Annotated in this window: 15 protein-coding genes, 1 tRNA gene and 1 pseudogene; 14 read left to right on the top strand and 3 right to left on the bottom strand. The window is 74.7% G+C overall.

The genetic code is table 11. The features are described from left to right. The first annotated feature begins 15 nt into the window (after positions 1–15). The 3 genes from ACSUPR_RS15135 (at position 16) to ACSUPR_RS15145 (ending at position 3344) form a co-directional block, all read left to right on the top strand. Positions 16–104 (top strand) — tRNA-Ser (locus ACSUPR_RS15135). 322 nt (positions 105–426) lie between these two features. Further along, on the top strand, positions 427–2880 hold the full coding sequence (locus ACSUPR_RS15140) for a molybdopterin oxidoreductase family protein (protein WP_436885258.1): 2454 nt from the start codon (positions 427–429) through the stop codon (positions 2878–2880). Next, on the top strand, positions 2877–3344 hold the full coding sequence (locus tag ACSUPR_RS15145) for a hypothetical protein (RefSeq protein ID WP_436885259.1): 468 nt from the start codon (positions 2877–2879) through the stop codon (positions 3342–3344). Before ACSUPR_RS15140 ends, ACSUPR_RS15145 begins: the two co-directional genes overlap by 4 nt. 704 nt (positions 3345–4048) lie before the next feature. Here ACSUPR_RS15145 and ACSUPR_RS15150 read toward each other — a convergent pair. Next, positions 4049–4486, bottom strand: coding sequence for a DoxX family protein (locus ACSUPR_RS15150; protein ID WP_436885260.1), 438 nt, complete (start codon positions 4484–4486; stop codon positions 4049–4051). 105 nt (positions 4487–4591) lie between these two features. Here ACSUPR_RS15150 and ACSUPR_RS15155 point away from each other — a divergent pair, with 105 nt between their 5' ends. Beyond that, positions 4592–5158: a TetR/AcrR family transcriptional regulator gene (locus ACSUPR_RS15155; RefSeq protein WP_436885261.1), complete on the top strand. Its 567-nt coding sequence runs from the start codon at positions 4592–4594 to the stop codon at positions 5156–5158. Here ACSUPR_RS15155 and ACSUPR_RS15160 read toward each other — a convergent pair. Next, positions 5133–6422 (bottom strand): MFS transporter, encoded by a 1290-nt coding sequence (locus ACSUPR_RS15160; RefSeq protein WP_436885262.1) that lies wholly within the window; start codon positions 6420–6422, stop codon positions 5133–5135. The genes ACSUPR_RS15155 and ACSUPR_RS15160 overlap by 26 nt on opposite strands. Positions 6423–6498: 76 nt before the next feature. On the opposite strand from ACSUPR_RS15160, the gene ACSUPR_RS15165 reads away from it, so the two are divergent. The 8 genes from ACSUPR_RS15165 (at position 6499) to ACSUPR_RS15200 (ending at position 16179) form a co-directional block, all read left to right on the top strand. Next, positions 6499–7482: a DUF5937 family protein gene (locus ACSUPR_RS15165; protein ID WP_436885263.1), complete on the top strand. Its 984-nt coding sequence runs from the start codon at positions 6499–6501 to the stop codon at positions 7480–7482. A 404-nt stretch (positions 7483–7886) separates the two neighbouring features. Continuing rightward, the gene (locus ACSUPR_RS15170; protein ID WP_436885264.1) at positions 7887–8099 is read left to right on the top strand and encodes a hypothetical protein; all 213 of its coding nucleotides are present in this window, start codon (positions 7887–7889) and stop codon (positions 8097–8099) included. A 274-nt stretch (positions 8100–8373) separates the two neighbouring features. Further along, on the top strand, positions 8374–9576 hold the full coding sequence (locus ACSUPR_RS15175) for an MFS transporter (protein ID WP_436885265.1): 1203 nt from the start codon (positions 8374–8376) through the stop codon (positions 9574–9576). An 84-nt stretch (positions 9577–9660) separates the two neighbouring features. After that, the gene (locus ACSUPR_RS15180) at positions 9661–10308 is read left to right on the top strand and encodes a hypothetical protein (RefSeq protein ID WP_436885266.1); all 648 of its coding nucleotides are present in this window, start codon (positions 9661–9663) and stop codon (positions 10306–10308) included. After that, positions 10305–11168: a hypothetical protein gene (locus tag ACSUPR_RS15185; protein ID WP_436885267.1), complete on the top strand. Its 864-nt coding sequence runs from the start codon at positions 10305–10307 to the stop codon at positions 11166–11168. The genes ACSUPR_RS15180 and ACSUPR_RS15185 overlap by 4 nt, the downstream gene beginning before the upstream one ends. Positions 11169–11356: 188 nt before the next feature. Next, entirely contained in the window at positions 11357–13384 is a 2028-nt protein-coding gene (locus tag ACSUPR_RS15190) for an ABC transporter ATP-binding protein (protein WP_436885269.1), read from the top strand. After that, a complete protein-coding gene (locus ACSUPR_RS15195; protein WP_436885270.1) occupies positions 13381–15348 on the top strand; it encodes an ABC transporter ATP-binding protein in 1968 nt (655 codons plus the stop codon). Before ACSUPR_RS15190 ends, ACSUPR_RS15195 begins: the two co-directional genes overlap by 4 nt. 219 nt (positions 15349–15567) lie before the next feature. Then, entirely contained in the window at positions 15568–16179 is a 612-nt protein-coding gene (locus ACSUPR_RS15200; RefSeq protein WP_436885271.1) for a DNA-3-methyladenine glycosylase I, read from the top strand. Between the two features lie 282 nt (positions 16180–16461). On the opposite strand, the gene ACSUPR_RS15205 is transcribed toward ACSUPR_RS15200, so the two are convergent. Next, positions 16462–18060 (bottom strand): ABC-F family ATP-binding cassette domain-containing protein, encoded by a 1599-nt coding sequence (locus ACSUPR_RS15205; protein ID WP_436885272.1) that lies wholly within the window; start codon positions 18058–18060, stop codon positions 16462–16464. Positions 18061–18228: 168 nt separating this feature from the next. Between ACSUPR_RS15205 and ACSUPR_RS15210 the strand changes: the two are divergent. Then, positions 18229–18843, top strand: a pseudogene (locus ACSUPR_RS15210) (TetR/AcrR family transcriptional regulator); the annotation flags it as partial. 215 nt (positions 18844–19058) lie between these two features. After that, entirely contained in the window at positions 19059–19769 is a 711-nt protein-coding gene (locus ACSUPR_RS15215; protein WP_436885273.1) for a class I SAM-dependent methyltransferase, read from the top strand. Positions 19770–19806: the final 37 nt, after the last annotated feature.

Here is a 19806-nt window from a genome sequence, read left to right on the forward strand (position 1 = left end):
CCCTTGTGGCAGCCAGGAGGATTCGCCTAGTCAGGTCTATGGCGCCGCACTGCTAATGCGGTTTGGGTTTACGCCCATCCGGGGTTCAAATCCCCGATCCTCCGCGCTCCGGCCCGGGCCCCTCGTACGAGGGGCCCGGGCCTTCTTCGTGTTCCGGGCCCTCACACGGGTGCGACGGCCCGGCCGGCGGCCGGGTCCGCCCGCACCGGGATCCCGGGCGCGCCCCCTCCTCCGGCGCGGGGAGCCGATTCGGGGCTGTTTCGGCCCTCCCCGCGTGTGCCGCCGCTTTTCTGCGGCTTCGCACCCATACTGTGTGCCACCTACCGACGGCGTCCGGGGCCGCACCGCCGCAGGAGTTCACCGGCCGGTGCGGTCGGCGTGCGTGGCGCCGTCGGCGCCGTGCCGCGATGAGAGAGGTGGTCTCCCGTGCCGTCGAGGGATCCGATCGCAGAACCCTGGGGAACGCGCACCCCCTACGCTCCGGGCGGGCGATGGCCGACGAGGGTCGACCTCCACCTCGCCGAGGGGGTGGGGCCCGAGGACGTCGACCGGTGGGTGCCGTCCGCCTCGATCCTGCACTCCAACGGCGACGCGATGGACATCGCGGTGAAGGACGGCCGGATCGTCGGGGTGCGGGGCCGCGGGGAGGACCGGGTGAACCGCGGGCGCCTGGGCCCCAAGGACCTCTACGGCTGGCAGGCCAACCACTCCCCCGACCGGCTCACCCGTCCCCTCGTGCGCCGCGGCGGCGAGCTGGTGGAAACCGACTGGGACACCGCGATGGGCCTCGTGGTGGAGCGCAGCAGGGAGTTGCTCGACGAACAGGGCGCCTCCGCCCTCGGCTTCTACACGAGCGGCCAGCTGTTCCTGGAGGAGTACCACACCCTCGCCGCCATCGCCCACGGGGCGATCGGAACGAACCACCTGGACGGCAACACGCGGCTGTGCACGGCCACGGCCGCCGCCGCGCTGAAGGCCTCGTTCGGCTGCGACGGGCAGCCGGGGTCCTACGGCGACATCGACCACGCCGACGTCATGGCCCTGTACGGCCACAACATGGCCGAGACGCAGACGGTGCTGTGGTCCCGGGTCCTCGACCGGCTGGCCGGGCCGAACCCGCCCCGGCTGCTGTGCGTGGACCCCAGGCCGACACCGGTGGCCGAGCACGCCGCGCTGCACCTGGCCCCCCGCCCGGGCACCAACGTCGCCCTGATGAATGCCATCCTGCATGAACTCATCCGGACCGACCGGGTGGACCACGCCTACGTGCGGTCCCACACCGTCGGTTACGAGGAGCTGGCCCGGGTCACGGCCGACTACCCGCCCGAACGGGCGGCCGGGATCTGCGACCTGCCCGCGGAACGCATCCGGGAGGCCGCCGCGCTTCTGGGCGGTGCCGAACGGCTGCTGTCGACCGTGCTCCAGGGTTTCTACCAGTCGAACCAGGCCACCGCCGCGGCCGTGCAGGTCAACAACGTCCACCTGCTGCGCGGCATGCTGGGCCGCCCCGGAGCGGGCGTGCTCCAGATGAACGGCCAGCCCACCGCGCAGAACACCCGCGAGTGCGGTGCCGACGGCGACCTGACGGCCTTTCGCAACTGGAACAACGACGGGCACATCTCCGACCTCGCGGCGGCCTGGAACCTGGATCCCATGCGGATCCCGCACTACGCCCCGCCCACGCACGCCATGCAGATCATGCGCTACGCGGAGAAGGGGTCGGTCCGCTTCCTGTGGGTCAGCGCGACCAATCCGGCGGTGTCGCTGCCCGAGCTGCGGAGGATCCGGAGCGTCCTCGCGCGCCGGGAGCTGTTCCTGGTGGTCCAGGACGTCTTCATGACGGAGACGGCGGAACTCGCCGACGTGGTGCTGCCGGCGGCGACCTGGGGCGAGAAGACCGGCACGTTCACCAACAGCGACCGCACCGTGCACCTGTCCGAGAAGGCCGTGGAGCCGCCGGGCGAGGCACGGTCGGACCTGGACATCTTCCTCGACTACGCGCGGCGGATGGACTTCCGTGACAAGGACGGGCGGCCCTTCCCGCAGTGGCATGACCCCGCCTCGGCCTTCGAGGCGTGGAAGCGGGTCAGCGCGGGCCGTCCCTGCGACTACTCCGGTCTCACCTACGACCGGCTGCGGGACACCGGCGGTATCCAGTGGCCCTGCGACGAGGAGCACCCGGACGGTACCGAGCGGCTCTACTCGGACGGCCGGTTCTGGGCCCGTCCCGAGGAGTGCGAGAGCTACGGCCGCGACCTCGTCACGGGGGCGCCGATGGAGGAGGCGGAGTACCGTGCGGCGAACCCGGAGGGCCGGGCGATGATCAAGGCGGTGGAGTACGTGCCCCCGCACGAGGAACCGGACGGAGAGTACCCCTTCACGCTGATCACCGGCCGTACGCTCTACCACTTCCACACGCGCACCAAGACGGGGCGCGCGCCCGAGCTCCAGCGGGCCGCCCCCGAGGTGTGGGTGGAGGTCTCCGCCTCCGACGCGCGTGAGGCGGGGATCGGCGAGGGCGATCCGGTGGAGGTGCGCTCGCGGCGCGGGGTGGTCAGGGCCCGCGCCAGGGTGAGCGGGATCCGCCCCGGGGTGTTGTTCGTCCCCTTCCACTACGGCTACTGGGACACCGACGCGTCGGACCCGGGCGGGGAGCGGGACCGGGCGGCCAACGAGTTGTCCGCCACCGCGTGGGACCCCGTGTCCAAACAGCCCCTCTTCAAGTCCGCCGCCGTCCGGCTGCGCCCCCTGGGCCCGGGCGGTGGGCGGCCGTCCCCCGCGCCCACGACGACCGCGTCCGCACCGGTGGGTGCGGAGGTGGCGGGCACGCGGGGCGAAGCGGACACCCTGGAGGAGCACGGCGGGGGAGGAAGGCGATGAGGATCGGAGTGGCCCTGCGGGAACTGCACCGCTCGGAGAGCGACCTGGAGGTCGAACTGCTGCGGGTGGCCGACCGGCACCCCGAGGAGTACGAGGTCCGCCATGTGGCCGGTGACCTGGCGGCGTGGTCCCGGGACCACATGCACGAGATAGAGGCGATCGCTCCCCGCTACGGCATGGACCTCTCCGGACCGGAACACCCTGAGCCGCCGGAGGAGGGTGAGCGGCAACTACCCGGGGAGGAATCCGACACGGACCTGTTGCTGCTGGCGGACCTGAGGCGGCTGTACCGGATGAGCGGCGGGGTGGCGCTGGACTGGGACCTGCTCGGCCAGGGCGCCCAGATCATCGCCGACACCGGCCTTCTCGCCGTCACCGAGCGGTGCCGTCCGCGCTCGGTCCGCCAGATGCACTGGGCGCGGGGGATGCTCAAGGCGGTCTCCCCGCAGATCCTGGTGGGCTGAGCGGCCGGCCCCGAGCCGCTCCGGTGGCGGAGGGGGCGCCCGGCACCGGGCCGGTGCCGGGCGTCCGGGGGGCCGGGGGCGGCCGCGTCCACGCTGCGGGCGGCCCTCCCCGGGCCGGTGGTCCGTCCCTCCGCGGCACCGGGTCCCCGTGGCGGCCCGGGGGCTCGGCCCCGCACACGCACCCGGGTCCCGACCGGCGCCCCGCGGCCCGGGGGCCGGGTGCCCCCGGTGCGGCGGATCTCCCGGCGCAGGATCTGCGCCCGTTCCCAGCCCGCCTCCTCCAGGGCGGCGGTGCTGCGCAGGTACCGGCCCACCAGCCAGAGCAGCGGGACCCCGAAGATCACCAGGCCCCCGCCGGTGATCCACACGCCCGGAGGCTGGCCGGACCACAGCAGCCACACCGCCCCGGCGGCAGCGGCGGCCGCGTACACGACCGCCGCGGGGCGCGGATCCGGGGACAGGCGGCCGGTGAGCAGCAGTGGGACCGGCAGCAGCAGGAGCAGCCACGGCCACGCGGTGGAGAGCAGGGCCACCGACGCCGCGCAGGCCAGGGCCGCACCGCCGGGCGGGATCCGGGGTATGCGCATACGGGGGACGGTAACCCGCCGCCGCGGCCCTCCGCATCCGACGAAAGTCAGGGCGGCGGCTCCGTGCCCTTCCCCGTACCGGCCCCCGGTACCGGCGGCGGGCGCGGGGCCGGGACCTCACACGGCGGCGAGCACGGCCGCCGCGACGAAGACGACCTGCATGGCGGTGCGGGGAAGCAGCGGGGTCGCGGGCTTTCCGGCCAGGCTCACCCCGCGACGGGCCGCCGAGACGTTGGCCGGGAACATGGCGAGCAGCAGCAGCGCGAGGCCGGCCGCCGCGTACGGGGCGGTGGGCGGGAACAGCAGCGCGGCCGCCCCCGCGAGCTCCAGCACACCGGTGACGGTGACCAGCGCGTACGGGAACGGGAGCGCCGGCGGGATCATCCCGGCGAAGTCGCGGCGCCAGGACGGCAGGAAGTGCACCACCCCGGTGAGGACGAACATCAGCGCCAGTCCGCCGCGCAGCGAGGTCTGCCAGTCCAGCGCCTCCACGCCCGCCAGGCCCAGGAGCCACAGGAGCGCGGTGCCGCCGAGAAGGGCGATGAGGGGTGCCATGCGGGTCTCCGATCCTTGGATCTTTCCATTGACAAGATTGCTCCACGGGTTGAATCTTGTCAATGGAAAGATAGGCTGGCCCCAGAAGGTTCCCCGGACCGGGAGGTGGGACTGATCGCCGAGCGCACCTATCACCACGGCGACCTGCGGCGTGCGGTCATCGACGCCGCGCTGGAGGCCACCCGCGAGTCCGGGCCGACCGGATGGAGCCTGCGCGAGCTGGCCCGCCGCGCGGGCGTCTCGCACGCCGCCCCCGCCCACCACTTCGGCGACAAGGCCGGGATCCTCACCGCCGTGGCCGCCGAGGGGTTCGCGCTGTTCGCCGACGCCCTGGAGACGGCGGCGTCCGGCGGCCCGCGGGAGACCGGGCTGGCCTACATCCGCTTCGCCCTCGCGCACCGCCCCCACTTCGAGGTGATGTTCCGCCCCGAGCTGTACCGGCTGGACGACCCGGAACTCCTGGCCTCGCGCGAACGCGCCGGAGCCGTCCTCGCCGCCAGCGGCGACGCGCTGGCCGCCGACGCCGGCCGGTCCCGGGCGACCACCATCGGCGCCTGGTCGTTCGCGCACGGCTTCGCCGAGCTGTGGCTCAGCGGCGCCCTTCCCGAGAGCGCCGACGGGGACCCCGAGGAGGTCGCCCGCCCGGTCATCGAGGTCCTCTTCGGCCGGTAGCGTCCCCGGGTTCGGGGAACCGGCCGGGGAAGGACGACGGGCGGGCCAGGGGGATCCAGCCCAGGGCGACGATCGCCGCACCCGCCACGAGGGCGGCACGCACCCCCCAGACCTGGGCGACCGCTCCCGCGTACAGGGCGGAGACGGTGAGCGCCCCGGTCATCATGAAGCGGAGGGTCGCGGTCATCCGGCCGAGCAGGTGGTCGGGGGTCCAGCGCTGGCGCAGGGTGAGCTGTACGACGTTGACCGCGCCGATCCCGGCCTGGGACAGCGCCCAGAGCGCGGCGACCGCCCAGAAGCCTTCGGCGCTGAGGAACGGCACCCCGGCGGCACCCGCCCCGGCGAGCAGTGCGCACCCCAGCAGGGTGCGTCCCGGCCCCAGGATGTCGACGGCGCGGGTCGCGACCAGCGAACCGACGAGCACCCCCGCCGCGCCCACCATGAAGAACCACCCCACACGGCCCTCGGGCAGCCCCAGGTCGGTGACGATCAGGACCGGAGCCATCAGCACGATCGCGCCCAGACCCAGGTTGACGAGGAGGGCGGACAGGGCCATCGCCCGCAGCAGCGGATGCCCGAACACGTGCCGCACCCCCTCGGCCATCTCGGCCGGGAGCCGGCGCTCGCCCGTGGCCGGGGCCGGTTCGCGGACCCGGACGGTGAGGGTGAGCAGTCCCGAGGCGCACTGGGCCAGTCCGTCGAGGAGGATCACGAACGGCGCGCCGAGGTACTGGATCATGTGTCCGCCCGCGCCCCGGCCGGCCAGGAGCGCCGTCGACGACATGCCGCCGAGAGCGGAGTTGGCCGCCATGAGCCGGTCGCGTCCCACGATCGAGGGGAGCAGGCCCTGCTGGGCGATCCGGGCGAACAGGGAGGCCACGCCGCCGAGCAGCGCGCAGACGTACAGCTGGCCGAGGGTGAGCGCGTCCAGGGCCCAGGCCAGCGGGATGGACAGCAGGACCAGGCCGTGCAGGAGCTGCCCGGCGACCAGCACCGGGCGGCGCCGCAGCCGGTCGGTCCACACCCCGGCGGGCAGGCCCACCAGGAGGTAGGCGGCGGTGGCGAGGGCGCCGAGCAGCCCCACCTGGGCGGGGGTGGCGTCCAGGACGAGCACCGCCAGGAGGGGGAGCGCGAAGGCGGCGACCTCGGTTCCGGTCTCGGCGAGGGTGCGGGCGGCGAAGAAGCGGCGGAACCCGGCGGAGGCGAGGAGGCCGCCGGAGGCCGGCGCCGAGGGACCGCCGGGGGCGGGGGTCGTCGTGGTCATGTCCGGCATCGTGGGCCGGAACGCGGCTCGGGCACCATGGATTCGAGGATTTCCGAATCGTCCGCGCAGGAGTGCGATGATCGAACTGACCCTGGCCGCGGAGGAGATCGGCGGCAGCCGGTTCGCGGTGTCCCCGGTGTGGGAGGCGGTGGCCTCCCGGATGCAGCTGACCCGGCGCTCCCCCTCCCCCGTCCACCGGGTGTGGGCGACCGAGGTGGCCGACCGGGTCCGGGCGGCGGAGCGGTCGTGGCCGCTGCTCGCCGAGCTGGTCCCGCCCGAGGCCCGGGTGATCCCCGCCCTGGTCTGTCCGGTGCCCCGGGTGTCGCTGCCCGACCTGGAGGTGGAGACGTCCGAGCTCGCCGCCCTGCCTCCGGAGTTCGTGCGGGAGTCGCTGGCCGCCGCCCGCACCCCGGCGGGCCCCTGGGTGGAGCGGCTGCTGGCCGACCCCGCCGGCGGTGTGCGCCGACTGGCCGAGGAGATCACCGCCTACTGGGAGGTGGCCATCGCCCCCTACTGGCCGCGGGTGCTGGCGCTGCTGGAGGGCGACCTGCTGTACCGGGCGCGCCGGATGGCCGAGGGCGGGGTGCGGCACGCGTTCGCCGACCTGGACCCGGCCATCCGGTGGGACGGGGGGACGCTGCGGGTGCCGAGCAAGGCGGTGGACGGGCCGCGCGACCTGGAGGGGCGCGGGCTGGTGCTGACGCCGTCGGTGTTCTCCCATCCGGCGATCTGGCACATCATGTCGCCGTTCTCGCCGCCGACCGTGCGCTATCCCGCCCGGGGCGTGGGCACCCTGTGGGAGCGGCGGAGCGTGCCGGTACCGGAGGCGCTGGCCGGGGTGCTGGGACGGACCCGGGCGGCGGTGCTGGTGGAGCTGTCGGGTCCGGCGACCACCGGGCTCCTGGCCCGGCGGACCGGCAGGTCGTCCGCCACGGTGTCGGAGGCGCTGAACGCGCTGCGGCGGGCGGGGCTGGTGAGCGCGCACCGGACGGGGAGGTACGTGCTGTACGCGCGGACCGGAACGGCGGAGGCGCTGGTGGAGGGGGTGCGGTCCGGGTGACCGGTGGGCGGCGTTCCGCCCCGGCCGCTGCCCGGACACCTGTTCCCGCTGCGGGTGCAGTGGTTCGCCCAGGACCGTCCGCGCGTGTTCGGGGCGCCGCTGGGAGCGGCCACGAGCCCCTTCGCCGTACTGAAGATCCTCCGGTACCGGCCGAAGAACGGCTCGGGATCCCCGCTCCGGCGTTGGCGGTGATCGGGCTCCGCCGGACCGGTCATCGCCGCCTCCGTGTGGGGGACGGAGCGGGACGTGCGTCGAGCCACCGTCGACGGGGACCGGAAGCGCTTCCGGGAGGCACAGCGACCGGTCCGGGAGGGACGGCCCGGAGGCGACCCCCGGACCGACCGGACGGCGGAACGGTACGCACGGCTGGTGGCGGCCTCCCCCTGGGGCGCCCGGGGCAGACCGTGCTCGCGGCGGCCGTACTGGTCTGCACGCTTCCCCTGTGCGCTCTGCTCACCGCCGACGGCCGGTCCTCCTTCGCCGTGCTCCACATGACCATCGCCGTCGCGGTCGCGCTGCACCTGGCCGTGGAGGCGCCGCTGATCGAGCACCGCAGGAGACGGGCCCTGGCACTGCTCGCGCTCGTGAACCCTCCTGACCGGAAGGACGGCCGCTGACCTCCGGGCCGCTCCCCACGAGCGGGCACGGTCGGCGGGGCCTGGCCGGAAACGGCCGGAACCCGGCGGGGATGGGAAGGCGGCGTAGGATCGGTCTCCACGATCACGTGCCCGCCTCCGTCGTCGGTTCCGGCGTTCTCGCAGGCCGCGTGACCCTGGTGCCACCGTCCGCACCCGGCGGCGGAAAGACGGGCCCCGTTCCGGCTCCGCGGGCTCCACTGCCGCCGTATCCGCACAGGGACGGGCACGCGCGGGGAGCGGACGAGGGGGTGAGATGAGGACACCGGGCGTACAGCGGGGGCTGATCGCGGTCACGCAGGTGCTCGCGCTCGCGGTGTGGTTCTCGGTCTCGGCGGTCGTGCCGAGCGTGCAGGACGACCTCGGCATCTCCAGTACGGCGTCGGTGTGGCTGACCGGCTCGGTGCAGCTCGGCTTCGTCACCGGAGCGCTCGCCTCGACTGCTCTGAACCTGGCCGACCGCGTACCGGCCCACGTCCTGTTGGGCGGCAGCGCGGCACTGGCGGCGGCCTGCACGTCCGTGGTGGCGTTCTTCGCCGAGGGCCTCGCGTTCATGATCGCCCTGCGGTTCCTCACCGGTGTTCTCCTCGCGGGCGTGTACCCCACCGGCATGAAGCTGATGGCCTCCTGGTCCGGGGCCTCCGGCCGGGGCCTGTCGATGGGCCTGCTCATCGGCGCCCTGACCCTCGGTTCGGCGCTGCCGCACCTCATCGGCGGCCTCGCCGTGCTGCCGTGGCGGGAGGTCCTCCACGCCACCGCCGCCGTGGGCGGCGCGGGTGCGGTCCTGGCGTTCGCGGCGGTGCGCGCCGGTCCCCACTTCGCGAGCCGTGCGGTGACCCTGCGCCCCCGCTACGCGTTGCAGATGCTGTCCGAACGGGAGACCCGGCTCGTCAACCTGGGCTACTTCGGGCACATGTGGGAGCTGTACGCGCTGTGGACGTGGATTCCCGTCTTCGTGCTCCACGCCCCCGCCGCCGCCTCGTTCGACGGATACCAGCAGGTCATGGTGTTCGTGGCGATGGGGGTGTTCGGGTTCGCCGGGTGTCTGGCGGGCGGATGGGCCGCGGACCGCTACGGGCGGAGCCGGGCGGCCGTCACCGCGCTCGCCGTCAGCGGCGCCTGCTGCGTCCTGTCCCCGATGGCGTTCGGCGCACCCGCCCCGGTGCTCGCGGTGTTCTGCGCCGTGTGGGGGGCGTCGGTCATCGCCGACTCCGGCGTGTTCTCCACCGCGCTGTCCGAGGTCGCGGACCGGACCATGGTCGGCACCGCCCTGACAGCGCAGACCGCCATCGGTTTCGCGCTCACCGTGTTCAGCATCCAGCTGGTGCCGGTGGTGGCGGAAGCGGTGCAGTGGCAGTACGCCTTCCTGGCACTCGTACCGGGACCGGTCATCGGGGCGATCGCGATGTCCCGGTTCCGGGGCGGGACCGCGGTCGTCGCGGAACGGTCCGGCGCATGAGGCGCACGAGTCGTGCGGCGGGTGCCGGGAGGTTCACTCCGACCGCATACGGAAGCTCCGACCCCCGGCCCCCGAGGAGGCTCCTTGTCCATCCCCCACCACCTTCGTCCGTCGTCACCGGAGCGGAGGAAGGAGGCGCGACGGAGACAGCGGTACATCTGGGCGTCGGCCGGGGTCCTGTTCGGGGCCCTGACGTTCGCGGCCTCCGTGGCGCTGGACGCCCACCATTCCGAGGAACCGGTCCCTGCGGCGCGGGTTCTGTTCCTCGCGGCGCTCTGGGCTCTCGCCGGGGCGGGTTACGGCTTCTTCATGTGGTTCGCCCTGGGCAGGAAGGCCGATCCCCTGCCCAGGGGCGGCACCTTCGCGACACGGCGTGAAGCGGCCCGGGCGGTACGGAGGCGTCAGCCCACCGGGGATCCCGGGGTGGACGGGTTCGCCCGGACACTCGCCGAGAACACCCTGCGGGTTTCGCCGTGGGCGACCATGTACCTCCCCACCGCCATGTTCGTGTTCGGCTTCGGGGTCAATGTCTCGTCGGTGACCACCCATCTGATCCGGCCCGACCGGGAAGGCCCGGTTCCCTGGATCAACCTCTTCGGTGCCGTCCTCTTCTTCGTCCTGCTGGTCGTGCTGGCTCCGAGCGTGTCGCGGGTCAGGAGGAACTCCCACGCCTACCTGGGCGCCCTGGAGCAGGCGGAACAGGAGCGGCCGGCGCCCGGGGCGGGCCGGTGAACCGGGCGGATGCCACGGCGGCCCGCCGGGCGGCCGCGGCGGCCTTCGGGGTGGTGCTCGCCCTGTGTGTGCTTCTGGTGGTGCTGCTGTGGTCGCCGGTCGCCGCCGGACCGGCTTCCACGGTGCCCCTAGGGACGGCGCTCGTCATCGCGGCGGTGGTCGGGACGCTCGGCGGAGGGGGTTTCGGATGGGCGCTGTCGAGGCGGGGGTGGGTTCCCCGGCCCCCCGCACCGGCGCAGTCGGTCGTCCCGGTGGCGGCGGAGGACCCCGTCCGGAAGCGGGCGAGGACCTCGGGGTGGGTGGCCGGGATCGTGACGGGGGTGCTCATCAGTCCGTTCCTCTTCCTGGCGGTCGCCCTGTCGTTCGGGGCGCTCTCGGTGGAGGCGGGGTCTCCGGGTGACGCGGTCCTGCTCGCCGTGCTTCTCAGCGTGCTGCTGGCGGTGCCGGTGGGGGCGGGGGTGCGCGCCGCCCTGCTGAGACGCCCGGCCCGTACCGACCCCTTCGGCCTGGCGGACCTGTCTCCGCCGGTGCGGAGGGAGGCGGCCCGCGCCGTCGCGCGGGGACGCCTCACCGGCGATCCGCCGACCGACCGGGCCGCCCGGGACATCGCCCTGGCCACGGCCGGGAACCGGGTGGGGCTTCTTTCGCTCGCCCCTCTTTTCTGGGTGCTCGCCGTCTTCCTGCCGCAGGGGCTGGAGCACCTCGGGCAGGAGGGGCCCACCTTCTATGCGGTGTTCATGCTGGGGCTGTCGGCGTTCTTCGTGCTCTCGGTGGTCGGTTCGCTCGTTCTCGCGGTCCGGCAGCGGAACAGGGCGCGGAGATTCCTGGTGCTGTTCGGTGAGGCGGAGGCCCCGGAATGAGTCCGGCGCGGGATTCCAGTGAAAGAAAGAATCTCCTGGGGCGAATGTGAATTCCAGGAAAGGCCGGACGGGAAACCAGAGGGTCGCCGACGTGGGTCGGCGGAGTTCTCCACAGGCCGACGGGGCGCCTTCCGGCGGGCCGGAGGCGCTGCTTTGATGGAGAAAGCCCCCTGGAACGAGGTGTGCCCGTGGCGGAGACCCACGTCCGACCGACCCGATCCACCCGACCCTCCGGGACCGGTGCGCCCGGTCGTCCGCCTCCGGAGAGCCCCCGCCCCCCGCTGGCGGTGGTGGGCGTCCCCGACACCCGGGGGCCGGTGCGGTTCCTGTGGTGGCTGGTGCGGGCGCAGCCCGGGCGGGTCGCGCTCGGCTCCCTCTGGGGCATCGTGTGGATGGTCGGGCTGCTGGTGCCGCCCTACCTCCTCGCCCGGGCCGTGGACGAGGGGCTGCGGGCCGGGGACCGGGCCGCGCTGCTGTGGTGGACCGGCGTGTTCGCCGGGGTACTGGTGCTCACCGCGCTCGCCTCGATCCTGCGCCACCGCACCATGTCGCTGGTCCGCGCGCACGCCTCCCTGCACTGCACGCGGGTGCTGGCCCGCCACGCCGCCCGGGTGGGGGCGCCGCTGTCGCGGGGCACCTCCTCCGGGGACCTGTCCGTGGTGCAGTCCGGGGACGTGACCCGCATCGGCCAGATCCTCACCCTGTTCGGCCCGGGGGTCGGCAGTGCACTGGGCTGCGTGGCCGCGGTGGCGATCCTCTGGGGGTTCGCCCCGGTCCTGGCGCTGGTGGTGGTCCTCGGACTGCCGGTGACCGCGCTGGTGCTGGCCCCGTTGCTGCGGCGAATGCACCACCGGCAGAACGCCTACCGCGACCGCGAGGGCGGGGTCACCACCCTGGCGGCCGACATCGTGTCCGGGCTCCGGGTGCTGTGCGGGATCGGCGGCAAGGAGAGGTTCGCGCGGCGCTACCGCGAACGCTCCGCGGAACTCGTGCGCGACGGGTACCGGCTGGGGTCGGTGACCAGCTGGTTCGAGGAGGTGGGCCAGTGCGCGCCGCTGGTGTTCACCGCCGCGGTCACCTGGATCGCGGCCCGGCTGGCGGTGGCCGGGGAGCTCACCGTGGGCGAGACCGTGGCGGTGTACGGGTACGTGGCGGTGCTGGTGGTACCGGTGTTCCAGCTGGTGGAGGTGGCCACCGACTTCAGCAGGGGGCACGTGTCGCTGCTGCGCCTGCTGGCGCTGCTGCGGGTGGAGCCGCAACGGCACGGGGACGCGCGGACTCCACCTCCGCCGGGGCCGGGCGAGCTGGCCGATCCGGAGTCGGGGGTGCGGGTGCCGGTGGGGGCGATGACCGCGCTGGTGGGCGCCGACCCGGCCTCGGCGGCCCGGGTGGCGGACCGCCTGGGGGGTTACGCCGACTCCGCGGTGACCTGGGCGGGGGTCCCGCTGCGGGAGGTGGATCCGGCGGTGGTGCGCGAGCGGATCCTGGTGTCGGACGACGACGCGTTCCTGTTCGCCGGAACCCTGCGGGAGGTCGTGGACGTGCACGGCGGGCGGAGCGGGGCCGAGGTCGACCTGGCGCTGCGCACCGCGGTCGCGACGGATGTGGCCGAGGCACTGCCGCACGGGCTCGACTCGGCGGTGGAGGCGCAGGGGCGGAACCTGTCGGGCGGGCAGCGGCAGCGGGTGCGGCTGGCCCGCGCGGTGCTGGCTGACCCGGAGGTGCTGATCCTGGTGGAACCCACCTCGGCGGTGGACGCGCACACCGAGGCCGCGGTCGCGGAGCGGCTGCGCGCGGACCGGCGCGGCCGGACCACTCTGGTGGTCACGGCCTCGCCGCTGGTGGCGGACCGCGCAGACCGGGTGCTGTTCCTGGTCGGCGGCCGGGTGGCCGCGCAGGGGACGCACGCGGAACTGGTGGCGGAGCGTGCGGACTACCGGGCGCTGGTGCTGCGCGGCGCCGACGAGGAGGACGCCCGGAAAGCCGTGGGCGGGACGGCTCCGGCGGAGGCGGCGGGGTCGGGACAGGACACGGGGCCAGGTCCGGACGCAGAGGCGGGCGCGACGGCTGGGACGGGGCCGGGCGGAGAAGCGGGACCGGACGCAGAGCCAGGGCTGGGCGGAGAGACGGGGCCGGGCACGGGCAGAGAGTCGGGACTGGACGGAAAGGCGGGCACGGCGGTCCAGGCGGAGCCGGACGGGGAGGAGGGGCGATGACCGGGGCGGATACGGGTTCGGCGCTGCCGGTGGCGGGGCGGGGGGAGGTGCGGCGGGAGCTGCGGCGGCTGGTGGAGACCGAGCGCGGTCCGCTGTTGCGGATGGTCCTGCTCACCGCCGTCGCCGCGGCGGTCGGGCTGGCCGCCCCCTACCTGGTGGGGCGGATCGTGGGCCTGCTGGAGGCGGGCACCGCGACGGTGGCGGCGGTGGACGGACTGGCGGCGGCCGCGGTGGCGTGCGCACTGGTGGCCCTGGTGCTCGACCGGTACGCCAAGCTGAGCGCGTTCCGGTTCGGGGAGCGGGTGCTGGCCCGGCTCCGCGAGGAGTTCGTGGACCGGGTGCTGGCGCTGCCCGCCCGGGTGGTCGAGCGGTCCGGGACCGGCGACCTCACCACCCGGGTGACGGCGGACGTCGCCACGGCCGGGACGGCCCTGCGGACGGCGGTGCCCGACATCGTGCCGGCGGCGCTGCGCATCCTGTTCCTGCTCGCGGCGGTGTTCTGGCTCAGCCCACCCATGGGCTCGGCGGTGCTGCTGGGGGTGCCGCCCGCCTGGCTGGCGGTGCGCTGGTACCTGCGCCGGTCCCGCGGGGCCTACCTCGCGGAGGGCGCCGCCGTGTCCGCGGCGGTGGAGGGGGTGACTGCGACCGTTCAGGGCGGCCGCACGGTGGAGGCGTTCGCGCTGGGCGGGCGGCGGGTGGCACGGGCGGACCGGAACGCGGTGGAGGTGTACCGGGCACGGCGGCGCACCCTGTACCTGAGGTCGGTGTTGTACCCGGTCACGGACATCGCGTTCTCCCTGCCCGCGGTGGTGGTGCTGCTGGTGGGCGGGCTGCTGTACCTGGACGGCCGGGTGGCGCTCGGGGTGGTGGTGACCTGCTGCCTGTACATGCTGCGGGTGCAGGAGCACGCCGGGTGGATCATGGTCTGGATCGAGCTGCTCCAGCGCAGCGGGGCGTCGTTCGCCCGGCTGTTCGGGGTGGGGGCCGCCGCCGCGGAGCCGTCCCCGCGGGGACCGGTGCCGGCGGACGACCGGATCGAGGTCCGCGACGTCCACTACGCCTACGCGGACGGGCGGGACGTGCTGCGCGGGATCACGCTGACGGTGCGGCCGGGCGAGCGGTGGGCGATCGTGGGGCCGTCCGGAGCGGGCAAGACCACGCTGGGACGGCTGCTGGCGGGGGTGGACGCACCGCGTTCGGGCCGGGTGCTGGTGGGGGGTGTGCCGGTCGCGGACCTGGGACCGCGGGAGCTGCGCGAGCGGATCGTACTGGTGAACCAGGAGCACCACGTGTTCGCCGGAACGCTGCGGGAGAACCTGGCGATCGCCGCGGAGGAGGCCGACGACGGCGCCCTGGCCGCGGCGCTGGAGGCGGTGGACGCCGGATGGGCGGCGGAACTGCCGCAGGGGCTGGACACACCGCTGGGCCCGGGCGGGATGGTGCCGGAACCCCGCCCGGGCACAGCAGGTGGCGCTGGCGCGGGTGGTGCTGGCCGACCCGCACACGGTGGTCCTGGACGAGGCCACCTCCCTGCTGGACCCGACGGCGGCCCGGCAGACGGAGCGCTCCCTGGCCGCGGTGCTGGCGGGGCGGACGGTGATCGCGATCGCGCACCGGCTGCACACCGCGCACGACGCCGACCGGATCGCCGTGGTGGAGAACGGCCGGATCACGGAACTGGGGTCGCACGACGAGCTGGTCGGTGCGGGCGGTCCCTACGCGGCGCTGTGGCGGTCCTGGCACGGCGACAGGGCGGGGTGAGGCCCCGGGCCGCTCGCGGACCGGGGGCGTGCTCGGTCACCGGGTTCCCCCGGCACGGGGGGCGAGGGGGTGGGAGTTCTGGTAGGCGAGGCGCAGGTCGGCGGCGGTGTCGTGGACCAGGGTGCAGTGGGCCACCGGCCGGGCCGGGGCGCGGAGCCCGCCGGACAGCGCCTCGGCGCGGGCGGGGAGGGGGCGGGGGGTGATGGCGGCCCCCTTTCCGGGTCGGGAGGGCGACCACGGTACCCCGGCCCCGGGCGGGCCGGGCACCGCTCGTGGGGGCCCGGCGCCTCCGGTCGCGGCGGCCGGACAGCCGCCTGCGCGTCCGGGGCGGCGCATCCGCGGCGCCCGTCGGCACCGGAGGGCACAATGGCCCGCGGGCTCCACCGCCCAGTCCCGGCCGCCCCACGACGTACGGAGTACCCATGACCGACCGGCGCTGCGCCTGGGCGCGGAACGCGTCCGAGCTGATGACCGCCTACCACGACCAGGAGTGGGGCCGCCCCTCCCGCGACGACTCCCACCTGTTCGAGATGCTGGTGCTGGAGGGCGCCCAGGCGGGCCTCTCCTGGGCCACGGTGCTCAACAAGCGCGAGAACTACCGCGCCCTCCTGGACGGGTTCGACTACACCAGGGTCGCCGCGTACGACCAGGAGCGGGAGAAGTCGCTGCTGGGCGAGCCCGGGATCATCCGCAACCGGCTCAAGATCGCCTCGCTGGCCCGCAACGCCCGGGCGTTCCTGCGGGTGCGGGAGGAGTACGGCACCTTCGCCGACTACCTGTGGTCCTGGACCGAGGGCGTGCCCCTGGTCAACCGCTTCACCGAACAGGCGGAGGTACCGGCGAGCACACCGCTGTCGGACCGGGTGAGCAAGGACCTGAAGAAGCGCGGTTTCTCGTTCGTGGGCACCACCATCGTCTACTCCTACCTCCAGTCCACGGGCGTCGTCGACGACCACCTGGTGGGCTGCCCCGCAAAACAGGAAGAGGCCGGCGGGGACCCCGCCCCCGCCGGAGGGGAACCGCCGGGCCGGTGAGGCGGTGCGGCGGTCGGCAGAGGGCACCGCGACCGCCGACCGGCACCACCGCCTCCGCCGGGCACCGCAGCCGAAAGCCCGGTCGCCGCGGCGGACCGCTCCCCTTCCGGTCGCCGGGAGGTCACCGCCGGACCGCGGCCGCGACGCCGCGGAGCCGCCGGGAAGCGCCGCCGCCGACCGACCGTGAACCGCGCCCCGGGCCCACGGGCTCCACGCACACCGCGCACCTGCCGCCCGTCCCGGGGCCGGAGGGGCACCGCAGCACCGCCCCGGCGCCCGGAGTCACACGGCTTCCTCCCAGGGGTCGCGGTCGCGGCGCACCTCCCACCGCCGGGTCACCCCGATCTCGCGCAGGAACACCGCGTCGTGGCCGGCCACCAGCAGCGCACCCCGATACCCGGCCAGCGCCTCGGTGAGCCGCAGCCTGCTGTCGAGGTCCAGGTGGTTGGTGGGCTCGTCCAGGACGAGCAGCCGGGGCGGCGTCCGGGCCAGCAGGACACGCGCCAGCGCCACCCGGAACCGCTCACCGCCGGAGAGCCCGCCGACCCGGCGGTCCACCCGGTCGCCCCGGAGGAGGAACCGGGCCAGTCCGGCCCGGATCCGCTGGGGATCGGTGCCGGGCGCGGCGTCGCGCACGTTGTCGAGCACGCTGCGGTCGTCGTCCAGCACGTCCAGCCGCTGCGGCAGGTAACCGACCCGGTCCACCACGTGGACGACCTCCGCCCGGGGGTGCTCCCCCAGGCCGGCGACGGCCCGCAGCAGCGTGGTCTTGCCCGCACCGTTGGGCCCGGTCAGCGCCACCCGTTCGGGACCGCGCAGCACCAGTCGGCGGTCTCCCCCGGTGCGCAGCTCCAGGACGTCCTGTCCGGCGGGGACCTCGGTGCCGGGCAGGTCGATGCGGATGGCGGCGTCGTCGCGGACGGCCGCCTCGGCCCGGGCCAGCTCCTCCCCCGCCTCGGCGAGCTTCTCCTCGTGCATGATGCGGTGTTTGCCCGCGGCCACCTGGGCCTCGCGCTTGCGCTGGTTCATGATGACCTTGGGCTCGCGCTTGGTCTCGGACTTCTTGTTGCCGAAGCGCACCCGCCGGGCCAGTTTGACGTGGGCCTCGGCGAGCTGCCGCTTCTCCCGGCGCAGGTCGGCCTCGGCGGCGCGGACCATCCGCCGGGCGGCCTCCTGCTCGGCGGCGAGCTGTTCGGTGTAGTCGGTGTAGCCGCCTCCCCAGGTGCGCAGTCCCCCTTCGCGGAGCTCGGCGATCCGGTCGACGCGCTCCAGCAGCTCGCGGTCGTGGTCGGCGATGATGAGCACCCCCGGCCAGGAGTCGACGGCGGCGAAGAGCCGCTCCCGGGCCCGGCGGTCGAGGCTGTCGGTGGGCTCGTCGAGCAGGGTGACGGCCGGACGGCGCAGCGCGATCCCGGCCAGCCCGACCAGGACGGCCTCGCCTCCGGACAGGGTGGCGACGGTCCGGTCCAGCGGGTCGGGCCCGTCCAGGTCGACGCCGAACCGGGTGAGGCGGGCCAGGGCCCGTTCCTCGATGTCCCAGTCGGCGCCGATGGCGTCGAAGTGCGCCTGGTCGGTCTCGCCCCGCTCCACGGCCCGCAGGGCGGCGCGGGTCCGCTCGATGCCCAGCAGCCCGGCGACGGTGCGCCCGGTGTCCAGGGTGACCCGCTGGTCGAGGTGACCGATGTCGCCGTCCACGGCGACGGTGCCCGAGGCGGGGGCGAGCCGACCGGCGATGAGCCGCAGCAGCGTGGACTTGCCGCTGCCGTTGCGGCCGATGAGCCCGGTACGGCCGGGGCCGAAGCAGGCGTCCAGGCCGGAGAAGACGGACGCGCCGTCGGGCCAGGCGAACGTCAGACCGGTGGCGACGACGGTGTGGGACATGCGGACCTCCCGGAGGCGGAGAAGGGCAGGGAACGGACGGCGGAGCGCGACACGCGTGCGACGAGGCCCATCGGGATCCCCTCCTCCTTCGAAAGGTCATTTAAGGCAACTCTTGTTGCGTTAGTGATGATGACACACCGAGCCTACAAATGCAACTACAGTTGCATTATGACCTCGAACACGGAGCCTCCCGGCACCGCCCGACCGGGCGGGCGTACCGCCCGCAACACCGCCGCCGTCATGCGGGCCACCCTCGAAGAACTGGGCGAGCAGGGCTACGCGGGACTGACCGTCGACCGCGTCGCCGCCCGTTCGGGGGTGCACAAGGCCACCGTCTACCGCCGCTGGGGCGGGGTGGACGGGCTGCTGGCCGCCGCGCTGGAGTGGTCGGCCCGCGAACACGACTGGGCCCCCGCCCGCACCGGCACCCTCGAGGGGGACCTGCTGGCCCTGGCCCGGGACGTGCGCCACGGCTTCACCGACGCCGCCGAGGGCGCGGTGTCGGCGGCCTCGATCGCCGCCGCCATCGCCTCCCCGCAGGCGGCCGCGGCCCTGCGGACCTTCATGGCCGACCGGCACGAGCGATCCGCGGCCGTGGTCGCCGAGGCCGCCGAACGCGGCGAGGTGCCCGAGGGCACCGACCCGGTGGAGGTCGTCCGGGCCGCCGTGGCACCCGTCTACCACCGGCTCCTCGTCGGCCGCGAACCCGTCTCCGACGAGGACCTGCGCCGGGCCGCCCGCGTGGCCGCCGGAGCCGCCCGGGCCGGGGCCTTCGTCACCCGTGACCGACCCCGCCCGGAACCGCCCCCGGAGGCACCCGCCGCCGGGCACGCCCCGCCGGTGCCGCATGTCCGCCGGCGCTCCGGGAAGGAGCGGGGGAAACGCACGGAATCGCCGGGAGAATAGGACCCGGCGCCGGGCGGGGGGCGCCGTTGGATACTGGTGGACGCGCCCTCACATGCGGTGACCGGGCGCCGGTGAACGACAAGGGGACGGCCATGGGGGAAGCCAGCATCGACCTGTCGCTGGTCGGCGACCTGTACCGGAGGTACCGCGAGCCGCTGGCGGAGGTGAGGAAGGCCCAGCGCGAGTTCCTGCGGGAGACCGGGGGGAGGATGACCCCCCAGCTGGACGACCTGGAGGCCGAGATCACCTACCTGCTGCTGCGGGAGACACGGCCCGAGACCGTCATGGAGCTGGGCGCCTTCCACGGCTGGTCCACCACGTGGATCCTGTCGGCCCTGCGCGACAACGGCACGGGCACCCTGCACTCCTTCGACATCGTCGACAACGTGCTCTCCAACGTCCCGGCGTCGCTGTCCGAGGGGCGCTGGCACTTCCACCGGGGGGACGTGCGCAGGAACCTCGACGAGGTGCCCGAGGGCATCGGCTACCTGTTCGTGGACGCCGCCCACAACGCCTGGTTCGCCCGCTGGTACCTTTCCGAGCTCTTCCCGCGGGTCGCCCCGGGCACCCCGGTCAGCGTCCACGACGTGTTCCACGGCCGGCGGGCGCTGCCCCTGACGGAGGGCGCGGTCGTACTGTCGTGGCTGCGCCGGACGGGCACGGAGTACCTGACCGTCTCCCGCAAGCGGGCTCCCGCGCCGTACACCGCGCTGCTGGAGCTGCGCGAGGAGCTGGGGCTGGGGGAACCCGTGCGCGACAGCACCGACAACCCGATGATCTACTTCCGCATGCCCGCACTCTGAACCGAGGTGCCCCGGAACGCGGAACGCCCGCCCCGCG

It is taken from the genome of Nocardiopsis dassonvillei, from assembly GCF_964273065.1.
GTDB classification, from domain to species: Bacteria; Actinomycetota; Actinomycetes; order Streptosporangiales; family Streptosporangiaceae; genus Nocardiopsis; species Nocardiopsis dassonvillei_B.

Coding starts and splice junctions, on each gene's coding strand:
- ACSUPR_RS15145 (WP_436885259.1), top strand. CDS start 2,877: ATGAGGATCGGAGTGGCCCTGCGGGAACTGCACCGCTCGGAGAGCGAC.
- ACSUPR_RS15150 (WP_436885260.1), bottom strand. CDS start 4,486: ATGGCACCCCTCATCGCCCTTCTCGGCGGCACCGCGCTCCTGTGGCTC.
- ACSUPR_RS15160 (WP_436885262.1), bottom strand. CDS start 6,422: ATGACCACGACGACCCCCGCCCCCGGCGGTCCCTCGGCGCCGGCCTCC.
- ACSUPR_RS15165 (WP_436885263.1), top strand. CDS start 6,499: ATGATCGAACTGACCCTGGCCGCGGAGGAGATCGGCGGCAGCCGGTTC.
- ACSUPR_RS15175 (WP_436885265.1), top strand. CDS start 8,374: ATGAGGACACCGGGCGTACAGCGGGGGCTGATCGCGGTCACGCAGGTG.
- ACSUPR_RS15195 (WP_436885270.1), top strand. CDS start 13,381: ATGACCGGGGCGGATACGGGTTCGGCGCTGCCGGTGGCGGGGCGGGGG.
- ACSUPR_RS15200 (WP_436885271.1), top strand. CDS start 15,568: ATGACCGACCGGCGCTGCGCCTGGGCGCGGAACGCGTCCGAGCTGATG.
- ACSUPR_RS15205 (WP_436885272.1), bottom strand. CDS start 18,060: ATGTCCCACACCGTCGTCGCCACCGGTCTGACGTTCGCCTGGCCCGAC.
- ACSUPR_RS15215 (WP_436885273.1), top strand. CDS start 19,059: ATGGGGGAAGCCAGCATCGACCTGTCGCTGGTCGGCGACCTGTACCGG.